Here is a 17,897-nt window from a genome sequence, read left to right as displayed (position 1 = left end):
ACCTATCCGGAAATGGATAAAACAAAGCTGCGCACGGAAGTCATTTGACTTTATAGAGCATAGACTCTAAAAAGTTCACCACTACAATAAATCCGGAGCCTACGATGACTGCCGACATTGCCTACCTGCAAACGCTGCAACAGCCACTGGAGGAGCTCAATCGGCTGTTCAATGCGCAACGGGCAGCGTATGCCGCCAACCCGATGCCGCCTGCCGCCCAACGCCAGCAATGGTTGAAGGCACTGCGCGATTTGTTGAGCAGTGAACGTCAGGCGTTGATCGAAGCCATCAGCGCGGATTTCAGCAACCGCAGCGCCGATGAAACCTTGCTCGCCGAATTGATGCCCAGCCTGCACGGCATTCATTACGCCAGTCGCCACCTCAAGGGCTGGATGAAACCCTCGCGGCGCAAGGTCGGCATGGCGTTCCAGCCTGCTGCGGCGAAAGTGATTTACCAGCCGCTGGGCGTCGTCGGCGTCATTGTGCCGTGGAATTACCCGCTGTATCTGGCCATCGGGCCGTTGGTCGGCGCACTTGCGGCGGGCAATCGAGTGATGCTCAAACTCAGCGAATCGACCCCGGCCACCGGACTGTTGCTCAAGGAATTGCTGGCGCGCATCTTCCCCGAAGATCTGGTGGGCGTGGTTCTCGGCGAGGCCGACGTGGGCGTAGCGTTCTCCCGCCTGCCGTTTGATCACCTGCTGTTCACGGGTTCCACCAGTGTCGGCAAGCACGTCATGCGCGCCGCGGCCGAAAACCTCACGCCCGTGACGCTCGAACTGGGTGGCAAATCCCCCGCCATTGTCTCCAGAGACGTGCCGCTGAAGGACGCTGCCGAACGCATCGCCTTCGGTAAAACCCTGAACGCCGGGCAAACCTGCGTCGCCCCCGATTACGTGCTGGTGCCGGAAGACCGTGTCGGCGGCTTCGTCGAAGCCTATCGTCAGGCGGTGCAAGGTTTTTATCCGAGCCTCAGCGACAACCCGGACTACACCGCGATCATCAATGACCGCCAACTGACCCGCCTCAATGGTTATGTCAGCGATGCCACCAGCAAGGGCGCGCTGCTGATTCCGCTGTTCGAGCAGGCTCAGGGCCGACGCATGCCGCACAGTCTGCTGCTGAATGTCAGCGACGACATGACCGTGATGCAGGACGAGATCTTCGGCCCGCTGCTGCCGATCGTGCCGTATCGCGATCTGGAGCAGGCATTTGCCTACATCAATCAGCGGCCACGTCCTCTGGCTCTTTACTATTTCGGCTACGACAAAGGTGAGCAAACCCGCGTGCTGCACGAAACCCATTCCGGTGGGGTGTGCCTGAACGACACGCTGCTGCACGTGGCGCAGGACGACATGCCGTTCGGCGGCATCGGCCCCTCCGGCATGGGCCATTACCACGGTCACGAAGGTTTTCTGACCTTCAGCAAGGCCAAAGGCGTGTTGGTGAAACAGCGCTTCAACGCGGCCAGGCTGATTTATCCGCCGTACGGGACGTCGATCCAGAAACTGATCCAGAAGCTGTTCATTCGCTAAACATTTGTCACTGCCGGGTAATAACAATAATGCACCCAAGCCTGACCGAAACACCTGCGCTGTCGCGCCGTGGCCTGCTGAAATTCAGCCTCGGCGCCACGGCGTTCCTCGCCACTGCTGGCCTCGGTGCCAGCCTCAGCGGTTGTTCTTCCAACGTCGCAGCCAACGGCTTCATCACCTTGCGCGACGGCGATCTGCTGTTTTTGCGCGCACTGATACCAGTGATGCTCGAAGGCGCCGTGGTCACTGAAAAGATGCCGAACGCGATTGAAGGCACGTTGAAGTCGCTGGATTACAGCCTCAATCATCTGTCGCCGGAAATGCTCAAACTCACTCGCCAACTGTTCGACGTGCTCGGCATGGCCGTGACGCGCGGGCCGCTCACCGGGATCTGGGGCAGTTGGGAAAACGCCAGCCCTGAGGCGATGCGGCATTTTCTTGATCGTTGGGAGAACAGCTCACTGAGCCTGTTGCGCATGGGACATAGCTCGTTGCAGCAGATGGTGATGATGGCCTGGTACACCCGCGCCGAATCCTGGGGGCATTGCGGTTACCCCGGGCCGCCTACCGTCTGAAATCAGCGCAACGGCCTTCGCGAGCAGGCTCGCTCCCACATTGAAATGCATTCCCCCTGTAGGAGTGAGCCTGCTCGCGATGAGGCCCGCCAGAACAACAAAAACAAGAGAACCTGATCGATGCCCGTACCCGACCCATTCCGCGAAGGCCTCGCCCGAGGCTGGAAAACCTACAACGGCGCACAACTGAGCGACGACCTGAGCCTGGAAGCCGACGTAGCAATCATCGGCAGCGGTGCCGGTGGCGGCACCACCGCAGAAATCCTCAGCGCCGCCGGCTACAAGGTTCTGCTGATCGAAGAAGGCCCGCTGAAGACCAGCTCTGACTTCAAGATGCTCGAAGATCAGGCCTACAGCAGCCTCTATCAGGAAGGCATCGGGCGCATGAGCAAGGACGGCGCGATCACCATCCTGCAGGGCCGCGCGGTCGGCGGCACGACACTGATCAACTGGACATCAAGCTTTCGCACCCCGGAGCCGACCCTCGATCACTGGGCCAAAGAACACAACGTCAAAGGCCACAGCCCGGAGGAAATGGCACCGTGGTTCGAGAAAATGGAGCAACGCCTCGGCGTCGCACCGTGGATGGTGCCGCCCAATGCCAACAACGATGTGATCCGCAAAGGCTGCGAGCAGCTCGGCTACAGCTGGCACGTGATCCCGCGTAACGTGCGCGGCTGCTGGAACCTCGGCTATTGCGGTATGGGCTGCCCGACCAACGCCAAACAATCGATGATGGTCACCACCATTCCCGCGACCCTGGAAAAGGGTGGCGAGCTGCTCTATCTGGCCCGCGCAGAAAAACTGCTGATCAGCGACGACAAGGTCACAGGTCTGCAATGCGTGGCGATGGATGAACGCTGCGTCGAACCGACCGGGCGCACCATCACCGTCAAGGCACGGCATTACGTGCTCGCGGGCGGCGGCATCAACAGCCCGGCACTGCTGCTGCGCTCCGACGCACCGGATCCGCATAAAAACCTTGGCAAGCGCACCTTTCTGCACCCGGTGAACATGTCCGCCGCGCGCTTCGACGAAGTGGTCAATCCGTTTTACGGCGCGCCGCAATCAATCTATTCCGACCACTTCCAATGGAAGGACGGCCCCACTGGACCGATGGCATTCAAACTCGAAGTACCGCCATTGCATCCCGCGCTGGCGGCGACGCTGCTCGGCGGTTTTGGCCAGGAGAGCGCGCAACACATGGCTGATCTGCCGCACACCCACGCCATGCTCGCGCTGTTGCGTGACGGCTTTCACCCGGACAGCAGTGGCGGCGCGGTGGAGTTGCGCGGCGATGGCTCACCGGTGCTCGACTACCAGGTTTCGCCGTACGCTTGGGAGGGTTTGCGCAAAGCCTTCCACGTCATGGCCGAAATCCAGTTCGCCGGTGGCGCGAAATCAGTGATGCCGATGCACGCCGACGCGCGTTACGTGAACACCTTGGCCGAAGCCCGCACGCTGATCGATGGCCTGAGCCTTGAGTTGTACCGCACACGCCTGGGCAGCGCCCACGTCATGGGCGGCTGCGCGATGGGCGAAGACCCGAAAAGCGCGGTCACCGACAGTCTCGGTCGTCATCATCAACTGGCCAATCTGTCGATCCACGACGGCTCGTTGTTCCCCACCAGCATCGGCGCCAACCCGCAGTTGTCGGTGTACGGCCTGACCGCGCAACTGGCGAGTGCACTGGCCGATCGGCTGAAAAACCCGTGAATATCCGGATTATTGCCATCGTCTATAGTGCTTTCTTACCCAACAGGCGACTTGGCCGACCGGGACGGCTGCGATACCATCCGACTCCCCAACGGACTCCCGCCAGGACGACGCGATGAACCGAGTGTTGTACCCAGGTACCTTCGACCCTATTACCAAGGGCCATGGCGATCTGGTCGAACGCGCCTCGCGCCTGTTCGATCACGTGATCATTGCGGTCGCTGCCAGCCCGAAAAAGAACCCGCTGTTCCCGCTGGAACAACGGGTTGAACTGGCTCGCGAGGTCACCAAACACCTGCCGAACGTGGAAGTGGTCGGTTTCTCGACGCTGCTCGCGCATTTCGCCAAAGAGCAGAACGCCAACGTGTTTCTGCGCGGTTTGCGCGCGGTGTCGGACTTCGAATACGAGTTTCAGCTGGCCAACATGAATCGCCAGTTGGCTCCGGATGTGGAGAGCCTGTTTCTCACCCCGTCCGAACGTTATTCGTTCATTTCTTCGACACTGGTGCGGGAAATTGCCGCATTGGGCGGCGATATCAGCAAATTCGTCCACCCCGCCGTGGCCGATGCCCTGACCCTACGCTTCAAGAAGTAGGAGCTGCCCCAGGCTGCGATCTTTGGCTTTTTGATCGCAGCCTTCGGTGCCCTTGATCGCGCCCGCGTGCACTGCGCTCGCCAATGCGGCACAATTGCGCGCATTGATTTATAGCGCCCGGGCCTGTCGCCCCGGCTGGAGTTAGCATGTCCCTGATCATCACCGACGATTGCATCAACTGCGACGTCTGCGAACCCGAGTGCCCGAACGCCGCCATCTCCCAAGGCGAAGAGATCTACGTGATCGACCCGAACCTGTGCACCCAGTGCGTCGGCCACTACGACGAACCGCAATGCCAACAGGTTTGCCCGGTGGATTGCATTCCGCTGGACGAGGCGCATCCGGAGACTGAAGAACAGTTGATGGACAAGTACCGCAAGATTACCGGCAAGGCCTGATTTTTCAGCGCCTGTACCGACGCCATCGCGAGCAGGCTCACTCCTACATTGGAACGCATTTCAACTGTAGGAGTGAGCCTGCTCGCGATGAGGCCATCAGCCACACAGCAAAATCCTGATCAGCTTACTCGCGCTGCTCAAACCCCTCCCCGATACACCCCAGGCACCGTACAAAAGCGGCTTTCGCCGGATCCACCACCAGCGCCTGCCCCGCATCGCCCACCCCGCCACCCAGCGCGGTAAACGGCAACGACACGACAAACGCCCCCGCACCGATCACCGTCGCCACCACCAATAAAGGTCGGGCAATCAGCAAGTCGCCGATCATCGCGTAGGCCGGTGGATTCTGGATGGTGTAACGCGGATCACCGCTGCCGTTTTCCGTGGCCTGAACAGCCAGACTGGAACACAGCAGCAGCGTAACAACGAGGACTTGCAAGGACTTCATGGCACGATCCTTCGGGCTGAACAGTGAGACAACTCACTATAGACCGTAGGACTTTTTCAGCCGTTTGCCTCAGCTCTGGCAGCGCGGGCAGAACACACTGGCCCGCTGACCCAGCTTCACTTCACGCAGCCCGGTGCCACAGACCTTGCAGTGTTCGCCGCCACGGCCATAAACAAACAGCTCCTGCTGGAAATAGCCCGGCTGGCCGTCGCCACCGATGAAATCACGCAGCGTGGTGCCGCCACGCTCGATGGCGGCGGCAAGAATACGTTTGATCTCGATCGCCAGCTTCAGATACCGCCCCCGGGAAATGCCTCCAGCCTCGCGGCGCGGATCAATCCCGGCAGCAAACAGCGCTTCGGTCGCATAGATATTGCCGACACCCACGACCACCGCGTTGTCCATGATGAACGGCTTGACCGCCATGGACCGCCCCCGCGACAGCTGAAACAGACGTTCACCATCGAACAGATCGGTCAACGGCTCCGGGCCAAGGCGAATCAGCAGTTCATGATTGAGTGGATCATTGCTCCACAACATCGCGCCGAAACGTCGCGGGTCGGTGTAGCGCAGCGCCAGCCCCGATTCCAGCTCGATGTCGACGTGCTCATGCTTCAACGCCGGCAACCCGACTTCGACCAGACGCAAATTGCCCGACATGCCCAAATGGCTGATCAACGTGCCGACTTCGGCGTTGATCAACAAATACTTGGCGCGGCGCTCAACCAGCACGATGCGCTGCCCCGACAAGCGCACATCGAGGTCGTCCGGGATCGGCCAGCGCAGGCGCCGGTCACGCACGATCACCCGGCTGACACGCTGGCCTTCCAGGTGCGGGGCAATCCCCCGGCGGGTGGTTTCGACTTCCGGCAATTCAGGCATGGTGTTCTCGAATCAATGCGCGCCGAGGTCGCGGATCGTTTGTTTGAGGGTTTCGAAGTCGTAATCCGACAGTCCTACATAGTCGAGTACCAGCGGCCCGACGGCGTTCCATTCGAAATCTTCGGTCTGGTTGCCCAATACCCGATACGAAGCGCAAATGTGTTCGGCCATTTTCAGGATCGCCAACAGGTTTTTCATCTGGCTGTTGCGCGACGACTCATCGTTGAAGATCGCCAAGGCATTGTGGTGATTGGCGATGGCAGCGCTGACATGTTCCGGCAGGCGCCAGGACTTGGCGGTGTAGTAGCCAACCACCGCGTGGTTGGTGTTGAACTCGCTGTTCTCGGTGTCGACCACCCGACATTCGGCGCTGGCATTGGCGTAAGCCTTTTCCAGAACCGTCATGTAATTGGGGAACCGCTGCAGCATCAACGGCACGCCGCAATCGTGGAACAGGCCCAAGGCATAGGCTTCGTCCCCGGCCTGGGTACCGATGCGCTTGGCCAGCGTGAGGCAAGTCATCGCCACGTCCTGGGCGGTGTCCCAGAAACGGTTGAGCGTGACGATGGTGTCGTCGTTCATCTCGCCCTTGATCGACTGCGCGTTGATCAGATTGATGATCGAACGGCTGCCCAAGAGGTTCACCGCACGCTGAATCGAGGTGATCTTGTTGCTCAAGCCGTAATACGGCGAGTTGACGATTTTCAGCAGCGAGCCGGACAGGCCGGGATCCTGGGCGATCAGCTTGGCGATCACCTCCAGGTCCGGGTCGGGCATGTACTGCTCCATTTGCAGATCCACCATGATCTGCGGTTGCGCCGGCACACTGATGCCTTGCAGCGATTGTTGAATCTGTTCGGTGGTCAGCTCTTGGGACATAAGTACACACTCTGGGACAGGCGGCGATTCTAACCCCTGAAATCGCAGGGCGACACACCGATGGGCATATCGGCGGAACTTTCATTCAAGCTCAGGCTTCGGATTTTGTAGGGCGCAACGGGCAATTTCTGTCCGCTGTGCCAGCAAATTCCCGCAGACTCAGGAGCTTATCGATGACCACCTCACTCAACGGCAAGCGCGTCGCTTTTTTGGTAACCGATGGTTTCGAACAGGTTGAATTGACAGGTCCCAAGCAAGCGCTGGAGCAGGCTGGCGCGCAGGTCGACATCCTTTCCGCAGAAACCGGCAAGGTCAAAGGCTGGAACCACGACAAACCGGCGGACGATTTCCAGGTCGACCAGACGTTCCAGGGCGCCAGCAGCGAGCAGTACGACGCGATCGTCCTGCCGGGCGGCGTGCAGAACTCCGACACTATCCGCATCGATCAGGACGCCCAGCACCTGGTCAAGACCGGCGCCTCTGCCGGCAAACCGATCGCAGTGATCTGCCATGGCGGCTGGTTGCTGATCTCGGCAGGACTGGTCAACGGCAAGACCATGACCAGTTACAAGACGGTGAAGGATGACTTGGTGAACGCTGGCGCGCACTGGGTCGATAAAGAGGTGGTCAAGGATGGCAACCTGATCAGCAGCCGGCAGCCGGATGATATTCCGGCGTTCAGTCGCGAACTGATCGACGCACTGTCGGCGTAGCATTGGGGACCGCTTTCGCGAGCAGGCTCGCTCCCACAAAGGTCTTGTGACCGACACAAGACCAATGTGAGAGCGAGCCTGCTCGCTAAGAGGCCATCAGCGTTTCATCGCTCATCAAACCCGGCACAAGTCGCAACACGCTATACTCCCGCTCTTTTTTCCGGAGCGACGTCATGTCCCTGCCAAGCCTGCGCCTCAAAGCCAATGCCGACCGTCGCCTGCGCAACGGCCACCTGTGGGTCTACAGCAACGAAATCGATGTGGCCGCCACACCATTGCACGGCTTCAAGGCCGGCGATCAGGCGATCCTCGAAGCCGCCGGCGGCAAAACCTTGGGCATCGTTGCGATGAGCCCGAACAACCTGATCTGCGCCCGTCTGGTGTCCCGCGACATCAAGGTGCAACTGGACAAGTCGCTGCTGGTGCACCGTCTGAACGTTGCCCTGTCGCTGCGCGATCGCTTGTTCGACAAGCCGTTCTACCGCCTGGTCTACGGTGACTCCGATCTGCTGCCGGGTCTGGTGGTAGACCGTTTCGGCGACATCCTCGTAGTCCAGATCGCCTCGGCGACCATGGAAGCGCATAAAGATGACGTGATCGCAGCACTGACCCAAGTGCTCAAGCCAAGCGGCATCCTGTTCAAGAACGACTCCGCCGCGCGTGATGCCGAAGGCCTCAACCGCTACGTCGAAACCGTGTTCGGCCTGGTACCAGAGTGGGTTACGCTGGAAGAGAACGGCGTGAAGTTCGAGGCCCCGGTCATCCAGGGTCAGAAAACCGGCTGGTTCTACGACCACCGCATGAACCGTGCACGCCTGGCGCCTTATGCCAAGGGTAAGCGCGTCCTCGACCTCTATAGCTATATCGGTGGCTGGGGCGTGCAGGCTGCGGCGTTCGGTGCCAGCGAAGTGTTCTGCGTCGACGCTTCGGCCTTCGCCCTCGACGGCGTCGAACGTAATGCTGCGCTGAACGGCTTCGCCGACAAGATGACCTGCATCGAAGGCGACGTCTTCGAAGCCTTGAAAGAGCTTAAAGCCAGCGAAGAGCGCTTCGACGTAATCGTTGCCGACCCACCAGCGTTCATCAAACGCAAGAAGGACATGAAAAACGGCGAAGGCGCCTACCGTCGCCTGAACGAGCAAGCCATGCGCCTGCTCAACAAGGACGGCATTCTGGTCAGCGCTTCGTGCTCGATGCACCTGCCGGAAGACGATCTGCAGAACATTCTGCTGACCAGCGCCCGTCACCTGGATCGCAACATCCAGATGCTCGAGCGTGGCGGTCAGGGCCCGGATCATCCGGTGCACCCGGCCATCGCCGAAACCCGCTATATCAAAAGCATCACTTGCCGGCTGCTGCCTAACAGCTGATTGGCAAATCGACGGGGAGCCTTACGGCTCCCCGTTTGCGTTTACACGCACGCCCCCCTGCCTTTTTTAACGTCCAGCCTTTTACTTCCCACACCGGACTTCCGTTTGGCGTGCAGGAAATTTCCTTGCATCTTTTAACTATCTAACTTTATCCCACAAGTTCTTTCCAGCCTAAAGATGCATCCGACAAAATTACTGGAATTTTCCTACTTAATATCCTCTTGCCATTAATCCATTACAAACTATTATTGAGTTGTCACCACGAGGTGGCACTTACCAAAAATTGAACAAGGAGTTCTCGTTATGAAAGTTATCTCTATGGAAGGCAACAAAATCGCAAACCTGGCTTTTCTCGTAGCGCCTAAAGCCCGCTAAGCAAGTCTAGACGCCGGAGAGTGCCGGCACTCCGGCGTCTTTCAGACTTCCAACCAGAGAAGCCCCTACATGCATATCAATCCACACTTGTTCATCCTGCCGCGCACACCAACTCAAGTAGTCTGGAATTATAAAGACCATGTTCAGCACGAACTGGATTTCGACTATTCGTCACGCCTGACACAATTAATCAGCAATCCCGAACTATTCAATAGTCGAAACACCATAGACATACAACTATTGAATGCAGGGATATTAACCATTTCAGAAACCGACAATACGGAATGGGGTTGGGATGAGTTGTCGAAAATCTATCACATCGGCACACAGAACATTCCATGCAAACATATTCCGCAAAATATTCATGAGTGGAGCAGAGAATATCTGGACCACTGCAACGAAGTATTGGCTGACCCTGCGCCTCAAGCAGGACGTGTGCTCAAAAACTCCAGCGCACGCATTGCGCTGCCCACCCCGACCACACCCGGTCACGACAACCTGACCCACGTCCTGACCCAGCGAAAAACCTGTCGCTCCTTCACGGGAGCCGCCATTTCCCTCAGCGACGTCAGCTCATTGCTGTACCTGTCCTTCGGCTACCTGCGCGAACGCGACAGTTCTGCAGACGGCATTGCTGAAGGCCTCGACGCGCGACGCAGCAGCCCATCCGGGGGCGGCTTGAATGCCTGTGAGTGTTTTTTGCTGGCACAGAACATTGAGGGCCTGGACGCCGGCGTGTATGCCTACCACCCAGCCGAACATGTCCTTACCCCCGTGAGCCCATCGCCGCAATGCGCGCTCGGCCAACTACTCGGCGGGCAGCACTTCATCAACAACCTGCCGATGGGCCTGTTCATCACCGCTCGCTTCGACAGGTTATGGTGGAAATACCAACACTCGCGCGCCTATCGCATGGCCTTCATCGAGGCCGGTCATCTCTCGCAAACCTTCCAGCTGGTCGCCACGGCGCTGGGCCTCAATACCTGGCTGACCGGCGCGTTCGCCGACGATCAGGTCGAGTCCTTGCTCAAGATCGAAGGCAGCGCCGAACAACCGCTGTTCTTTGTCGGCTGCGGTGAAAGCGATGGTCAGGCGATGTGTCAGGAAATGCTCGATCTGTTGCACGAGGAACAGGCATGAACGCGTCCCTTGTCGAACAGGAAGAGGCTCCGGCTTCCTGGGCGCTGCGCTTTACCCTCGGCGACTGGGACACTCGCGCTTCAGTGCGCACCAGTCAGCACGACCATCAATTACCCGATGACGTGCAGCAGCAGTTGCTGAGCCGTCACTGGTTTCCTCCGGCCTTTCTGCCGTATCTGGCCCACCCGGCCATCGTCGCCGCAGGTCGTGACGTCACCCATCGCCTGACAGCCAATCATCTGGTGCATTTTCTCGACTACACAACACTGCTCGAGCACCGCATCGTCAACCGCGCTGTCGAGGTTATTGTCCACGGCGAGCTGCCTGCCTTCGTGCCAGAACGCATGAAAACCGCCGCGCTCCAGCTCTATACCGACGAGGGCTACCATGCCCTGTTCTCCAACCGTCTCGCAGAACATATCGCCAGTCTGTACGGCTTCACCCAACGCCCGCAGATGCCACTGCGCATCAGCCGGCTGAATGCCCTGATCGCCCGCACTCCCGAAAACAACCGCACGCTGGCCTGGTTTCTGCTTGGTTTCGTTTCGGAAACCATCATTGCCCGCGAGTTGCTGGACGTCTGCCGCGATAGCCTGGTGTCCAGCGTCAATGACATGTTGCGTGATCACCTTGCAGACGAAGCCCGCCATAGCCGCTACTTCAGTGAGGTGTTCCATTACCTGTGGCTGACGCTGAACACTCGTCAGCGCAGCTTTGCAGCCAGAACCCTGCTGAACGTTATCGATATTTTCTTTGAGGTCGACGAGCGTTGGTTGCAACAGAGCCTGCGCAGCAACGGCATCGCCGAGCCAGCCATCGATGAAATCCTCGTCAGCCTGACCCACGCGCAAGCCAAACGTCTGCGCACCAGGACGGGTGCCATCGCCACCCTCGACGCACTGAAAAAGGCCGGTTTTTTCGCATTACCCAACAACCGAGAACTCTTTACAAAGGCAGGACTGCTCGATGAGTGAAGGAAAACCTGCGGTCACTGCCCAGCAACGACGCGGCGCTGTCAGCCTGTTATTGGCGATGGTTCTGCTCGGCGTGTTTCCGCTGGATGTCCTGCTGCCGTCGTTCCCGGCCATGGCCGAGCACTTTCGCAGCAGCCCGGCGGATATAGCACTGTCGATCAGCCTGTTCGCCGTCGGCATTGCCTTTGCGCAATTGCTGATCGGGCCCCTGTCGGACGTGATCGGACGCAAAGGGCTGCTTCTCGCCGGCATGGCGGTGTCGATGCTCGGCGCGCTTGGTTGCACGCTGTCCAGCGATTACTCGCTGTTCCTGTTCTTTCGTCTGGTGCAGGCCCTGGGCTGCGGCTGCTTCGTGCTGTCCCAGGCGCTCGTGCAGGACCTGTTCGAAGGCGAGGAACGTGATCGCCTGCGCATCCTGATGGTCACGGCGACGGGAATTTTCATTTCAGTATCGCCATTGGCCGGCACCTTCCTGCAGGCCAGCCTCGGCTGGCGTGGCAGTTTCTGGGTATTTGCCGCACTGGCGGCAGCTGTGCTGATCAAGGCGTGGCGCTTTCTGGACAGCGGGCGGCCGGTCGCCAGCGGCAGCCCCGTCCAGTTCTTCAACGCTTACCGACGGGTGCTGGGGGACCGCGATTTCGTTGGCCTGTGGCTGATTTCGGCCTTCGCGTTCGCCTGCCACTTTTCCTTCATCGTGATTTCACCGCTGATCTTCATGAATCAATTGCAGCTGTCGCCCTACGACTTCTCAATGATCCTGCTGATATACGGTGCGGCTTACGTGGTCGGCGGCATTGTCGCCACCGTGCTCAGCCGGCGGATCACGCCCGGCCAGCAGATCATTACCGGACTGAGCCTGATCCTGCTGTCGGGGCTGGCCATGCTGACGCTGTCGACCAACGTCGAACTGTCCGCCATCACCGTGCTGATCCCGATGTTGATCTGCACCGCTGGCACCACCATCGCGCGCCCGGCAGCCACATCCCGGGCCATGGGCCTGTTTGCGGACATGGCAGGCACATCGGCCTCGGCGGGCAGCACGATCATCTTCATCTGTGGCGGCTTGATCAGCGCACTGATCAGCCTGAGCCCTGCCAATCTCCAGTCGATGCTCGGCTACTGCTTTGTGCTGCTCAGCGGCGTGGCGCTGGTACTGAACAGCCGCATCAGCGCGCGTGCCCGAAACCTTGAGGCCGCCATCATTCTGCGGCCGGGGGCGGATTGAACCTGCCGGTCGTCATCCCACAGACACCGTCGGCACTGCAACAACACTTTGCGCCATTCCCTCCAGACGCCAGCGGTGTAGAATCGGCTGATTCATCGCCATTCATCCCCCGGCGGGTTTATGAGCTCAGGCTGAGACCAGCGGCGATCCCGCAACGTCATCGGCAACTTCCGGACACACGGCCATTTCTGAGTGTTCCAGAGGTCAATAGAAGCTCACTCCCATTTAGTACCTGATTAGCCGCCCGGAGTGCTCCATGCCAGATTACCGCTCGAAAACATCCACCCACGGCCGCAACATGGCCGGCGCCCGCGCACTGTGGCGCGCCACCGGGATGAAAGATGACGACTTCAAAAAGCCGATCATCGCCATTGCCAACTCGTTCACCCAGTTCGTACCGGGCCACGTGCATCTGAAAGATCTGGGCCAACTGGTCGCCCGTGAAATCGAACGCGCCGGCGGTGTAGCGAAAGAATTCAACACCATCGCCGTGGATGACGGCATCGCCATGGGCCACGATGGCATGCTGTATTCGCTGCCGAGCCGCGAGATCATCGCCGACTCCGTCGAGTACATGGTCAACGCCCACTGCGCCGACGCCATCGTCTGCATTTCCAACTGCGACAAGATCACCCCGGGTATGTTGATGGCTGCCTTGCGCCTGAACATTCCGGTGATCTTCGTTTCCGGCGGCCCGATGGAAGCCGGCAAGACCAAACTCGCGTCCCACGGCCTCGACCTCGTCGATGCCATGGTGATCGCCGCCGACGAAAGCGCTTCTGACGAGAAAGTCGCCGAGTACGAGCGCAGCGCCTGCCCGACTTGCGGTTCGTGCTCCGGCATGTTCACCGCCAACTCGATGAACTGCCTGACCGAAGCATTGGGTCTGGCCTTGCCGGGCAACGGTTCGACCCTCGCCACCCACAGCGATCGCGAACAACTGTTCCTGCAGGCCGGTCGTACCATCGTCGAGTTGTGCAAGCGTTACTACGGCGAGAACGACGAATCGGTGCTGCCGCGCAACATTGCCAACTTCAAGGCGTTCGAGAACGCGATGATGCTCGACATCGCCATGGGCGGTTCGACCAACACCATCCTGCACTTGCTCGCTGCCGCCCAGGAAGCCGAAATCGATTTCGACCTGCGCGACATCGACCGTCTTTCGCGCAGCGTTCCACAGCTGTGCAAAGTCGCGCCGAACATCCAGAAGTACCACATGGAAGACGTGCACCGTGCCGGTGGCATCTTCAGCATCCTCGGCTCACTGGCCCGTGGCGGTCTGCTGCACACCGACCTGCCGACCGTGCACAGCCGCAGCATGGAAGAAGCCATCGCCAAGTGGGACATCACCCAGACCACCGATGAAGCGGTGCATCACTTCTTCAAGGCCGGTCCTGCCGGTATCCCGACGCAGACGGCGTTCAGCCAGTCGACCCGTTGGGAAACCCTGGATGACGACCGTGAAAACGGCTGCATCCGCAGCTTCGAACATGCCTATTCGCAGGAAGGTGGTCTGGCCGTGCTCTACGGCAACATCGCTGTCGATGGCTGCGTGGTGAAAACCGCCGGTGTCGACGAATCGATCCACGTCTTCGAAGGCAACGCGAAGATCTTCGAAAGCCAGGACAGCGCCGTACGCGGCATCCTCGCTGACGAAGTGAAGGCCGGTGACATTGTGATCATTCGCTACGAAGGCCCGAAAGGCGGCCCGGGCATGCAGGAAATGCTCTACCCGACCTCGTACCTGAAATCCAAAGGCCTGGGCAAAGCCTGCGCCTTGCTCACCGACGGGCGTTTCTCCGGTGGTACTTCGGGTCTGTCGATCGGCCACGCTTCGCCAGAAGCCGCTGCCGGCGGTGCGATCGGTCTGGTGCAAGATGGCGACAAAGTGCTGATCGACATTCCGAACCGCTCGATCAACCTGTTGGTCAGCGATGAAGAAATGGCGGCACGCCGCGCCGAGCAGGACAAGAAAGGCTGGAAACCGGTCGAGATTCGTCCACGCAAAGTGACCACCGCCCTCAAGGCTTACGCCTTGCTGGCGACCAGCGCCGACAAAGGTGCTGTGCGTAACAAAGCGATGCTTGAAGGGCTGTAAGCGTCAAATCGCGGCAACAAAAAAGCCCCGCCAAAGTGCGGGGCTGATCGTTCCCACGCTCTGCGTGGGAATGTCTCAAGGGACGCTCCGCGTCCAGTGACGCGGAGCGTCACGGGCTGCATTCCCACGCAGAGCGTGGGAACGATCAAACGCATTCCAATTGTAGGAGTGAGCCTGCTCGCGATGGGAGCGACCCGGTCTTACTGAATTTCTTCAGGCTTGACGATCACCCAGTTCTTGTCCGCAGTCACCGGCAACCCTTCTTTCGCCTGCGCCGCCGCGTGCTTGGCCATCATGCCGTTGATTTGCGTCATGTACTTGTCCTTGCGGTTGATCCACAAGTGAATCCCGCCCTTGGCCACGTCGACATCGTGGAACAGCATGTAACCATCGCTGGTCGGGGTATCGCCGCCAACCAGTACCGGTTTTTTCCATTCGTCGATGTAGGTGAGAATCGCCGCGTGCTTGCCGGCCATCCAGGTCGCCGGGGTCCACAGGTATGGGGTCAGCTCCAGACCGAGGTTGGCCTTCTCGTCATATTTACCGGCGGTGATCTGTTTGCGCGCGGTGGTCAGTTCGCCGGTCTTCGGATCCTTGAGCAACATCGAAACGCCAATGACGTTCTGCGGTTTGACGTTGTAGCCATACTTCGGATCTGCCGCGACCATGCGCACCAACTCTTCAGAAGCGGCAGTCATCACGTAGACCTCGATGCCGTTCTCCATCAGCTTGTTGTACAGCTCTTGCTGGCCGGTGAAGATCTTCGGCGGATTGACGTCGAGCTTCTTGACCACATCGCCTTCGTAATAAGTCGCCGGCACCGGTTTGCCCGAAGCCATCAGCTCGTCGACGTAGCCTTTGAGTTCTTTGAGGGTGAAACCGGAAAACACCTGTGCCACCCACGGGTAGCAGACCATGTCGTCGACTTCGCAGAGACGATAGTAGTAGCTGAACAGGCTCTCCTTGTGGTCGGCGGTGTCCTTGAACGGCATCAGTTTCAGGGAGGGATCGAGCTTGTCGCGGGTAATCAGGCCCTTGTTTTCCATGAACGGCAGCAAGGACTCTTCGAGGTCGTAGCGGTAACTGGTGTTGTCCATGTCGAACACCGCGTAGTTACCCTTGTTGGCATTGGCGGCGATCATCGCGTCCAGCGCCTTGGCCTGATCCGCCGGCCAGTGTTTCAGGTCGGTGGCGAAAGCCTGAGTGGCCATACCCATGCCCACAGCCAGTGCGACAGCCAGAAATTTCGGTGCAAACTTCATAAGCCTCTTCTCCCTGATTCAAAGAGATCGACGCTAACAAATAAGTGTGACAGTCCTCGTCTGTCAGCGACCGCTCACGTCCCTATTGCGCCAGATGCATTGCCGAGAGCGACACGCGCTTATTCCAAAAACGACGGACGCCCTGCGATTTCGGTATTAAATCATTGCAAATCAAACTGTTAGGCTTGCCGGTTCGCAGTTGCCCAAGAATGCGACTGGCACAAGTCTTATCGGAGTTTTCATGAATCTGCCGCTGATCCTCAATCTGCTGGTGTTCCTCGCCCTGCTCTTCGGTCTGGCGCAAACCCGCCACACCACGTGGAGCCTGGCGAAAAAAGTCCTGCTCGCCCTCGCGCTGGGCGTGGCCTTCGGCGTCACGCTGCACACCATTTACGGTGCCGGTAACCCGGTGCTGAAAGCCTCGATCAGCTGGTTCGATCTGGTCGGCAACGGCTACGTGCAGTTGCTGCAAATGATCGTCATCCCGCTGGTGTTCGCCTCGATACTCAGCGCCGTGGCACGCCTGCACAACGCGTCATCGCTGGGCAAGATCAGCTTCCTGACCATCGGCACCCTGCTGTTCACCACCGCGATTGCCGCCCTGATCGGTATCGGCCTGACCAACCTGTTCGGCCTCACCGCCGAAGGTCTGGTCGCCGGCACCCAGGAAATGGCCCGCCTGCAAACCATTCAGACTGACTACGCCGGCAAAGTCGCCGACCTGAATGTGCCGCAACTGCTGCTGTCGTTCATCCCGCAAAACCCGTTCGCCGACCTGGCGCGGGCCAAGCCGACCTCGATCATCAGCGTGGTGATTTTCGCCGCATTCCTCGGGGTTGCCGCGCTGCAACTGCTCAAGGATGACGTCGAGAAAGGTCAGAAAGTGATCAACGCCATCGACACCCTGCAAGCCTGGGTAATGCGTCTGGTGCGTCTGGTGATGAAGCTGACCCCGTACGGCGTCTTGGCGCTGATGACCAAAGTGGTCGCCGGTTCCAACCTGCAGGACATCATCAAACTCGGCAGTTTCGTCGTGGTCTCGTACCTCGGTCTGGGCCTGATGTTTGTCGTACACGGTTTGCTGGTGTCGGCCGCCGGGATCAATCCGCTGCGATTCTTCCGCAAGATCTGGCCGGTGCTGACGTTCGCGTTCACCAGCCGCTCCAGCGCGGCGAGCATTCCGCTGAGCATTGAGGCGCAGACCCGTCGTCTGGGGATTCCGCAATCGGTGGCGAGTTTTGCCGCCTCGTTCGGTGCGACCATCGGCCAGAACGGTTGCGCCGGTCTGTACCCGGCGATGTTGGCGGTGATGGTTGCGCCGACCGTGGGCATCAACCCGCTGGATCCACTGTGGATCGCGACGCTGGTGGCGATTGTGACGTTGAGTTCGGCGGGCGTAGCCGGTGTTGGTGGCGGCGCGACGTTCGCGGCGCTGATCGTGCTGCCGGCGATGGGCTTGCCGGTGTCACTGGTGGCGTTGCTGATTTCGGTTGAGCCGCTGATCGATATGGGGCGCACGGCGTTGAACGTGAGTGGTTCGATCACCGCTGGGGCAATTACCAGTCAGGTGATGCAGCAGACCGATAAAGCGTTGCTGGATGCTGATGAGCATGCGGAGTTGGCTCAGGCTTAAGTAGCGCCTGACAGACCGCTATCGCGAGCAGGCTCACTCCTACAATTGGAATGCGTTCCCCTGTAGGAGTGAGCTTGCT

At 59.5% G+C, this 17,897-nt stretch carries 16 protein-coding genes; 12 read left to right on the top strand and 4 right to left on the bottom strand.

The window, feature by feature from the left end; genetic code table 11:
- Window positions 1-104 precede the first annotated feature (104 nt).
- From AK821_RS02970 to AK821_RS02950, 5 genes are all read left to right on the top strand, one after another.
- Window positions 105-1,535 (top strand): coniferyl aldehyde dehydrogenase, encoded by a 1,431-nt coding sequence (locus AK821_RS02970; protein ID WP_064388060.1) that lies wholly within the window; start codon window positions 105-107, stop codon window positions 1,533-1,535.
- A 29-nt stretch (window positions 1,536-1,564) separates the two neighbouring features.
- Window positions 1,565-2,110, top strand: coding sequence for a hypothetical protein (locus tag AK821_RS02965; RefSeq protein ID WP_064388059.1), 546 nt, complete (start codon window positions 1,565-1,567; stop codon window positions 2,108-2,110).
- Between the two features lie 120 nt (window positions 2,111-2,230).
- Window positions 2,231-3,826 (top strand): GMC family oxidoreductase, encoded by a 1,596-nt coding sequence (locus tag AK821_RS02960; protein ID WP_064388058.1) that lies wholly within the window; start codon window positions 2,231-2,233, stop codon window positions 3,824-3,826.
- 115 nt (window positions 3,827-3,941) lie between these two features.
- Window positions 3,942-4,421, top strand: coding sequence for a pantetheine-phosphate adenylyltransferase (coaD, locus tag AK821_RS02955; protein ID WP_003229157.1), 480 nt, complete (start codon window positions 3,942-3,944; stop codon window positions 4,419-4,421).
- A gap of 146 nt (window positions 4,422-4,567) precedes the next feature.
- Window positions 4,568-4,819 (top strand): YfhL family 4Fe-4S dicluster ferredoxin, encoded by a 252-nt coding sequence (locus AK821_RS02950; RefSeq protein WP_017734768.1) that lies wholly within the window; start codon window positions 4,568-4,570, stop codon window positions 4,817-4,819.
- A gap of 124 nt (window positions 4,820-4,943) precedes the next feature.
- Here the strand turns inward: AK821_RS02950 and AK821_RS02945 are convergent, their stop codons facing one another.
- From AK821_RS02945 to AK821_RS02935, 3 genes are all read right to left on the bottom strand, one after another.
- On the bottom strand, window positions 4,944-5,267 hold the full coding sequence (locus AK821_RS02945; protein WP_064388057.1) for a hypothetical protein: 324 nt from the start codon (window positions 5,265-5,267) through the stop codon (window positions 4,944-4,946).
- Between the two features lie 69 nt (window positions 5,268-5,336).
- Window positions 5,337-6,149 carry a bifunctional DNA-formamidopyrimidine glycosylase/DNA-(apurinic or apyrimidinic site) lyase gene (gene mutM, locus AK821_RS02940; RefSeq protein ID WP_064388056.1) on the bottom strand — a complete coding sequence of 271 codons (813 nt, stop codon included), beginning with the start codon at window positions 6,147-6,149 and terminating at the stop codon, window positions 5,337-5,339.
- Window positions 6,150-6,161: 12 nt separating this feature from the next.
- Window positions 6,162-6,974: an HDOD domain-containing protein gene (locus tag AK821_RS02935; protein ID WP_177330936.1), complete on the bottom strand. Its 813-nt coding sequence runs from the start codon at window positions 6,972-6,974 to the stop codon at window positions 6,162-6,164.
- 227 nt (window positions 6,975-7,201) lie between these two features.
- On the opposite strand from AK821_RS02935, the gene AK821_RS02930 reads away from it, so the two are divergent.
- The 6 genes from AK821_RS02930 (at window position 7,202) to ilvD (ending at window position 14,923) form a co-directional block, all read left to right on the top strand.
- Window positions 7,202-7,741 (top strand): type 1 glutamine amidotransferase domain-containing protein, encoded by a 540-nt coding sequence (locus tag AK821_RS02930; RefSeq protein ID WP_064388054.1) that lies wholly within the window; start codon window positions 7,202-7,204, stop codon window positions 7,739-7,741.
- 173 nt (window positions 7,742-7,914) lie between these two features.
- Window positions 7,915-9,111 carry a class I SAM-dependent rRNA methyltransferase gene (locus tag AK821_RS02925; RefSeq protein ID WP_064388053.1) on the top strand — a complete coding sequence of 399 codons (1,197 nt, stop codon included), beginning with the start codon at window positions 7,915-7,917 and terminating at the stop codon, window positions 9,109-9,111.
- 444 nt (window positions 9,112-9,555) lie between these two features.
- Window positions 9,556-10,626 (top strand): SagB family peptide dehydrogenase, encoded by a 1,071-nt coding sequence (locus AK821_RS02920; RefSeq protein WP_064388052.1) that lies wholly within the window; start codon window positions 9,556-9,558, stop codon window positions 10,624-10,626.
- A complete protein-coding gene (locus AK821_RS02915; protein ID WP_064388051.1) occupies window positions 10,623-11,600 on the top strand; it encodes a diiron oxygenase in 978 nt (325 codons plus the stop codon). The genes AK821_RS02920 and AK821_RS02915 overlap by 4 nt, the downstream gene beginning before the upstream one ends.
- The gene (locus AK821_RS02910) at window positions 11,593-12,825 is read left to right on the top strand and encodes an MFS transporter (RefSeq protein WP_064388050.1); all 1,233 of its coding nucleotides are present in this window, start codon (window positions 11,593-11,595) and stop codon (window positions 12,823-12,825) included. Before AK821_RS02915 ends, AK821_RS02910 begins: the two co-directional genes overlap by 8 nt.
- Window positions 12,826-13,081: 256 nt before the next feature.
- Entirely contained in the window at window positions 13,082-14,923 is a 1,842-nt protein-coding gene (gene ilvD, locus AK821_RS02905; protein WP_064388049.1) for a dihydroxy-acid dehydratase, read from the top strand.
- A 200-nt stretch (window positions 14,924-15,123) separates the two neighbouring features.
- On the opposite strand, the gene AK821_RS02900 is transcribed toward ilvD, so the two are convergent.
- Entirely contained in the window at window positions 15,124-16,185 is a 1,062-nt protein-coding gene (locus AK821_RS02900; protein WP_064388048.1) for a phosphorylcholine phosphatase, read from the bottom strand.
- 241 nt (window positions 16,186-16,426) lie between these two features.
- Between AK821_RS02900 and AK821_RS02895 the strand changes: the two genes are divergently transcribed.
- Window positions 16,427-17,818: an L-cystine transporter gene (locus AK821_RS02895; protein WP_064388047.1), complete on the top strand. Its 1,392-nt coding sequence runs from the start codon at window positions 16,427-16,429 to the stop codon at window positions 17,816-17,818.
- The last annotated feature ends 79 nt before the right edge of the window (window positions 17,819-17,897 follow it).

Source organism: Pseudomonas sp. RIT-PI-r, from assembly GCF_001297015.1.
Lineage (GTDB): Bacteria > Pseudomonadota > Gammaproteobacteria > Pseudomonadales > Pseudomonadaceae > Aquipseudomonas.
This window is presented reverse-complemented; position numbering and strand designations above follow the sequence as displayed.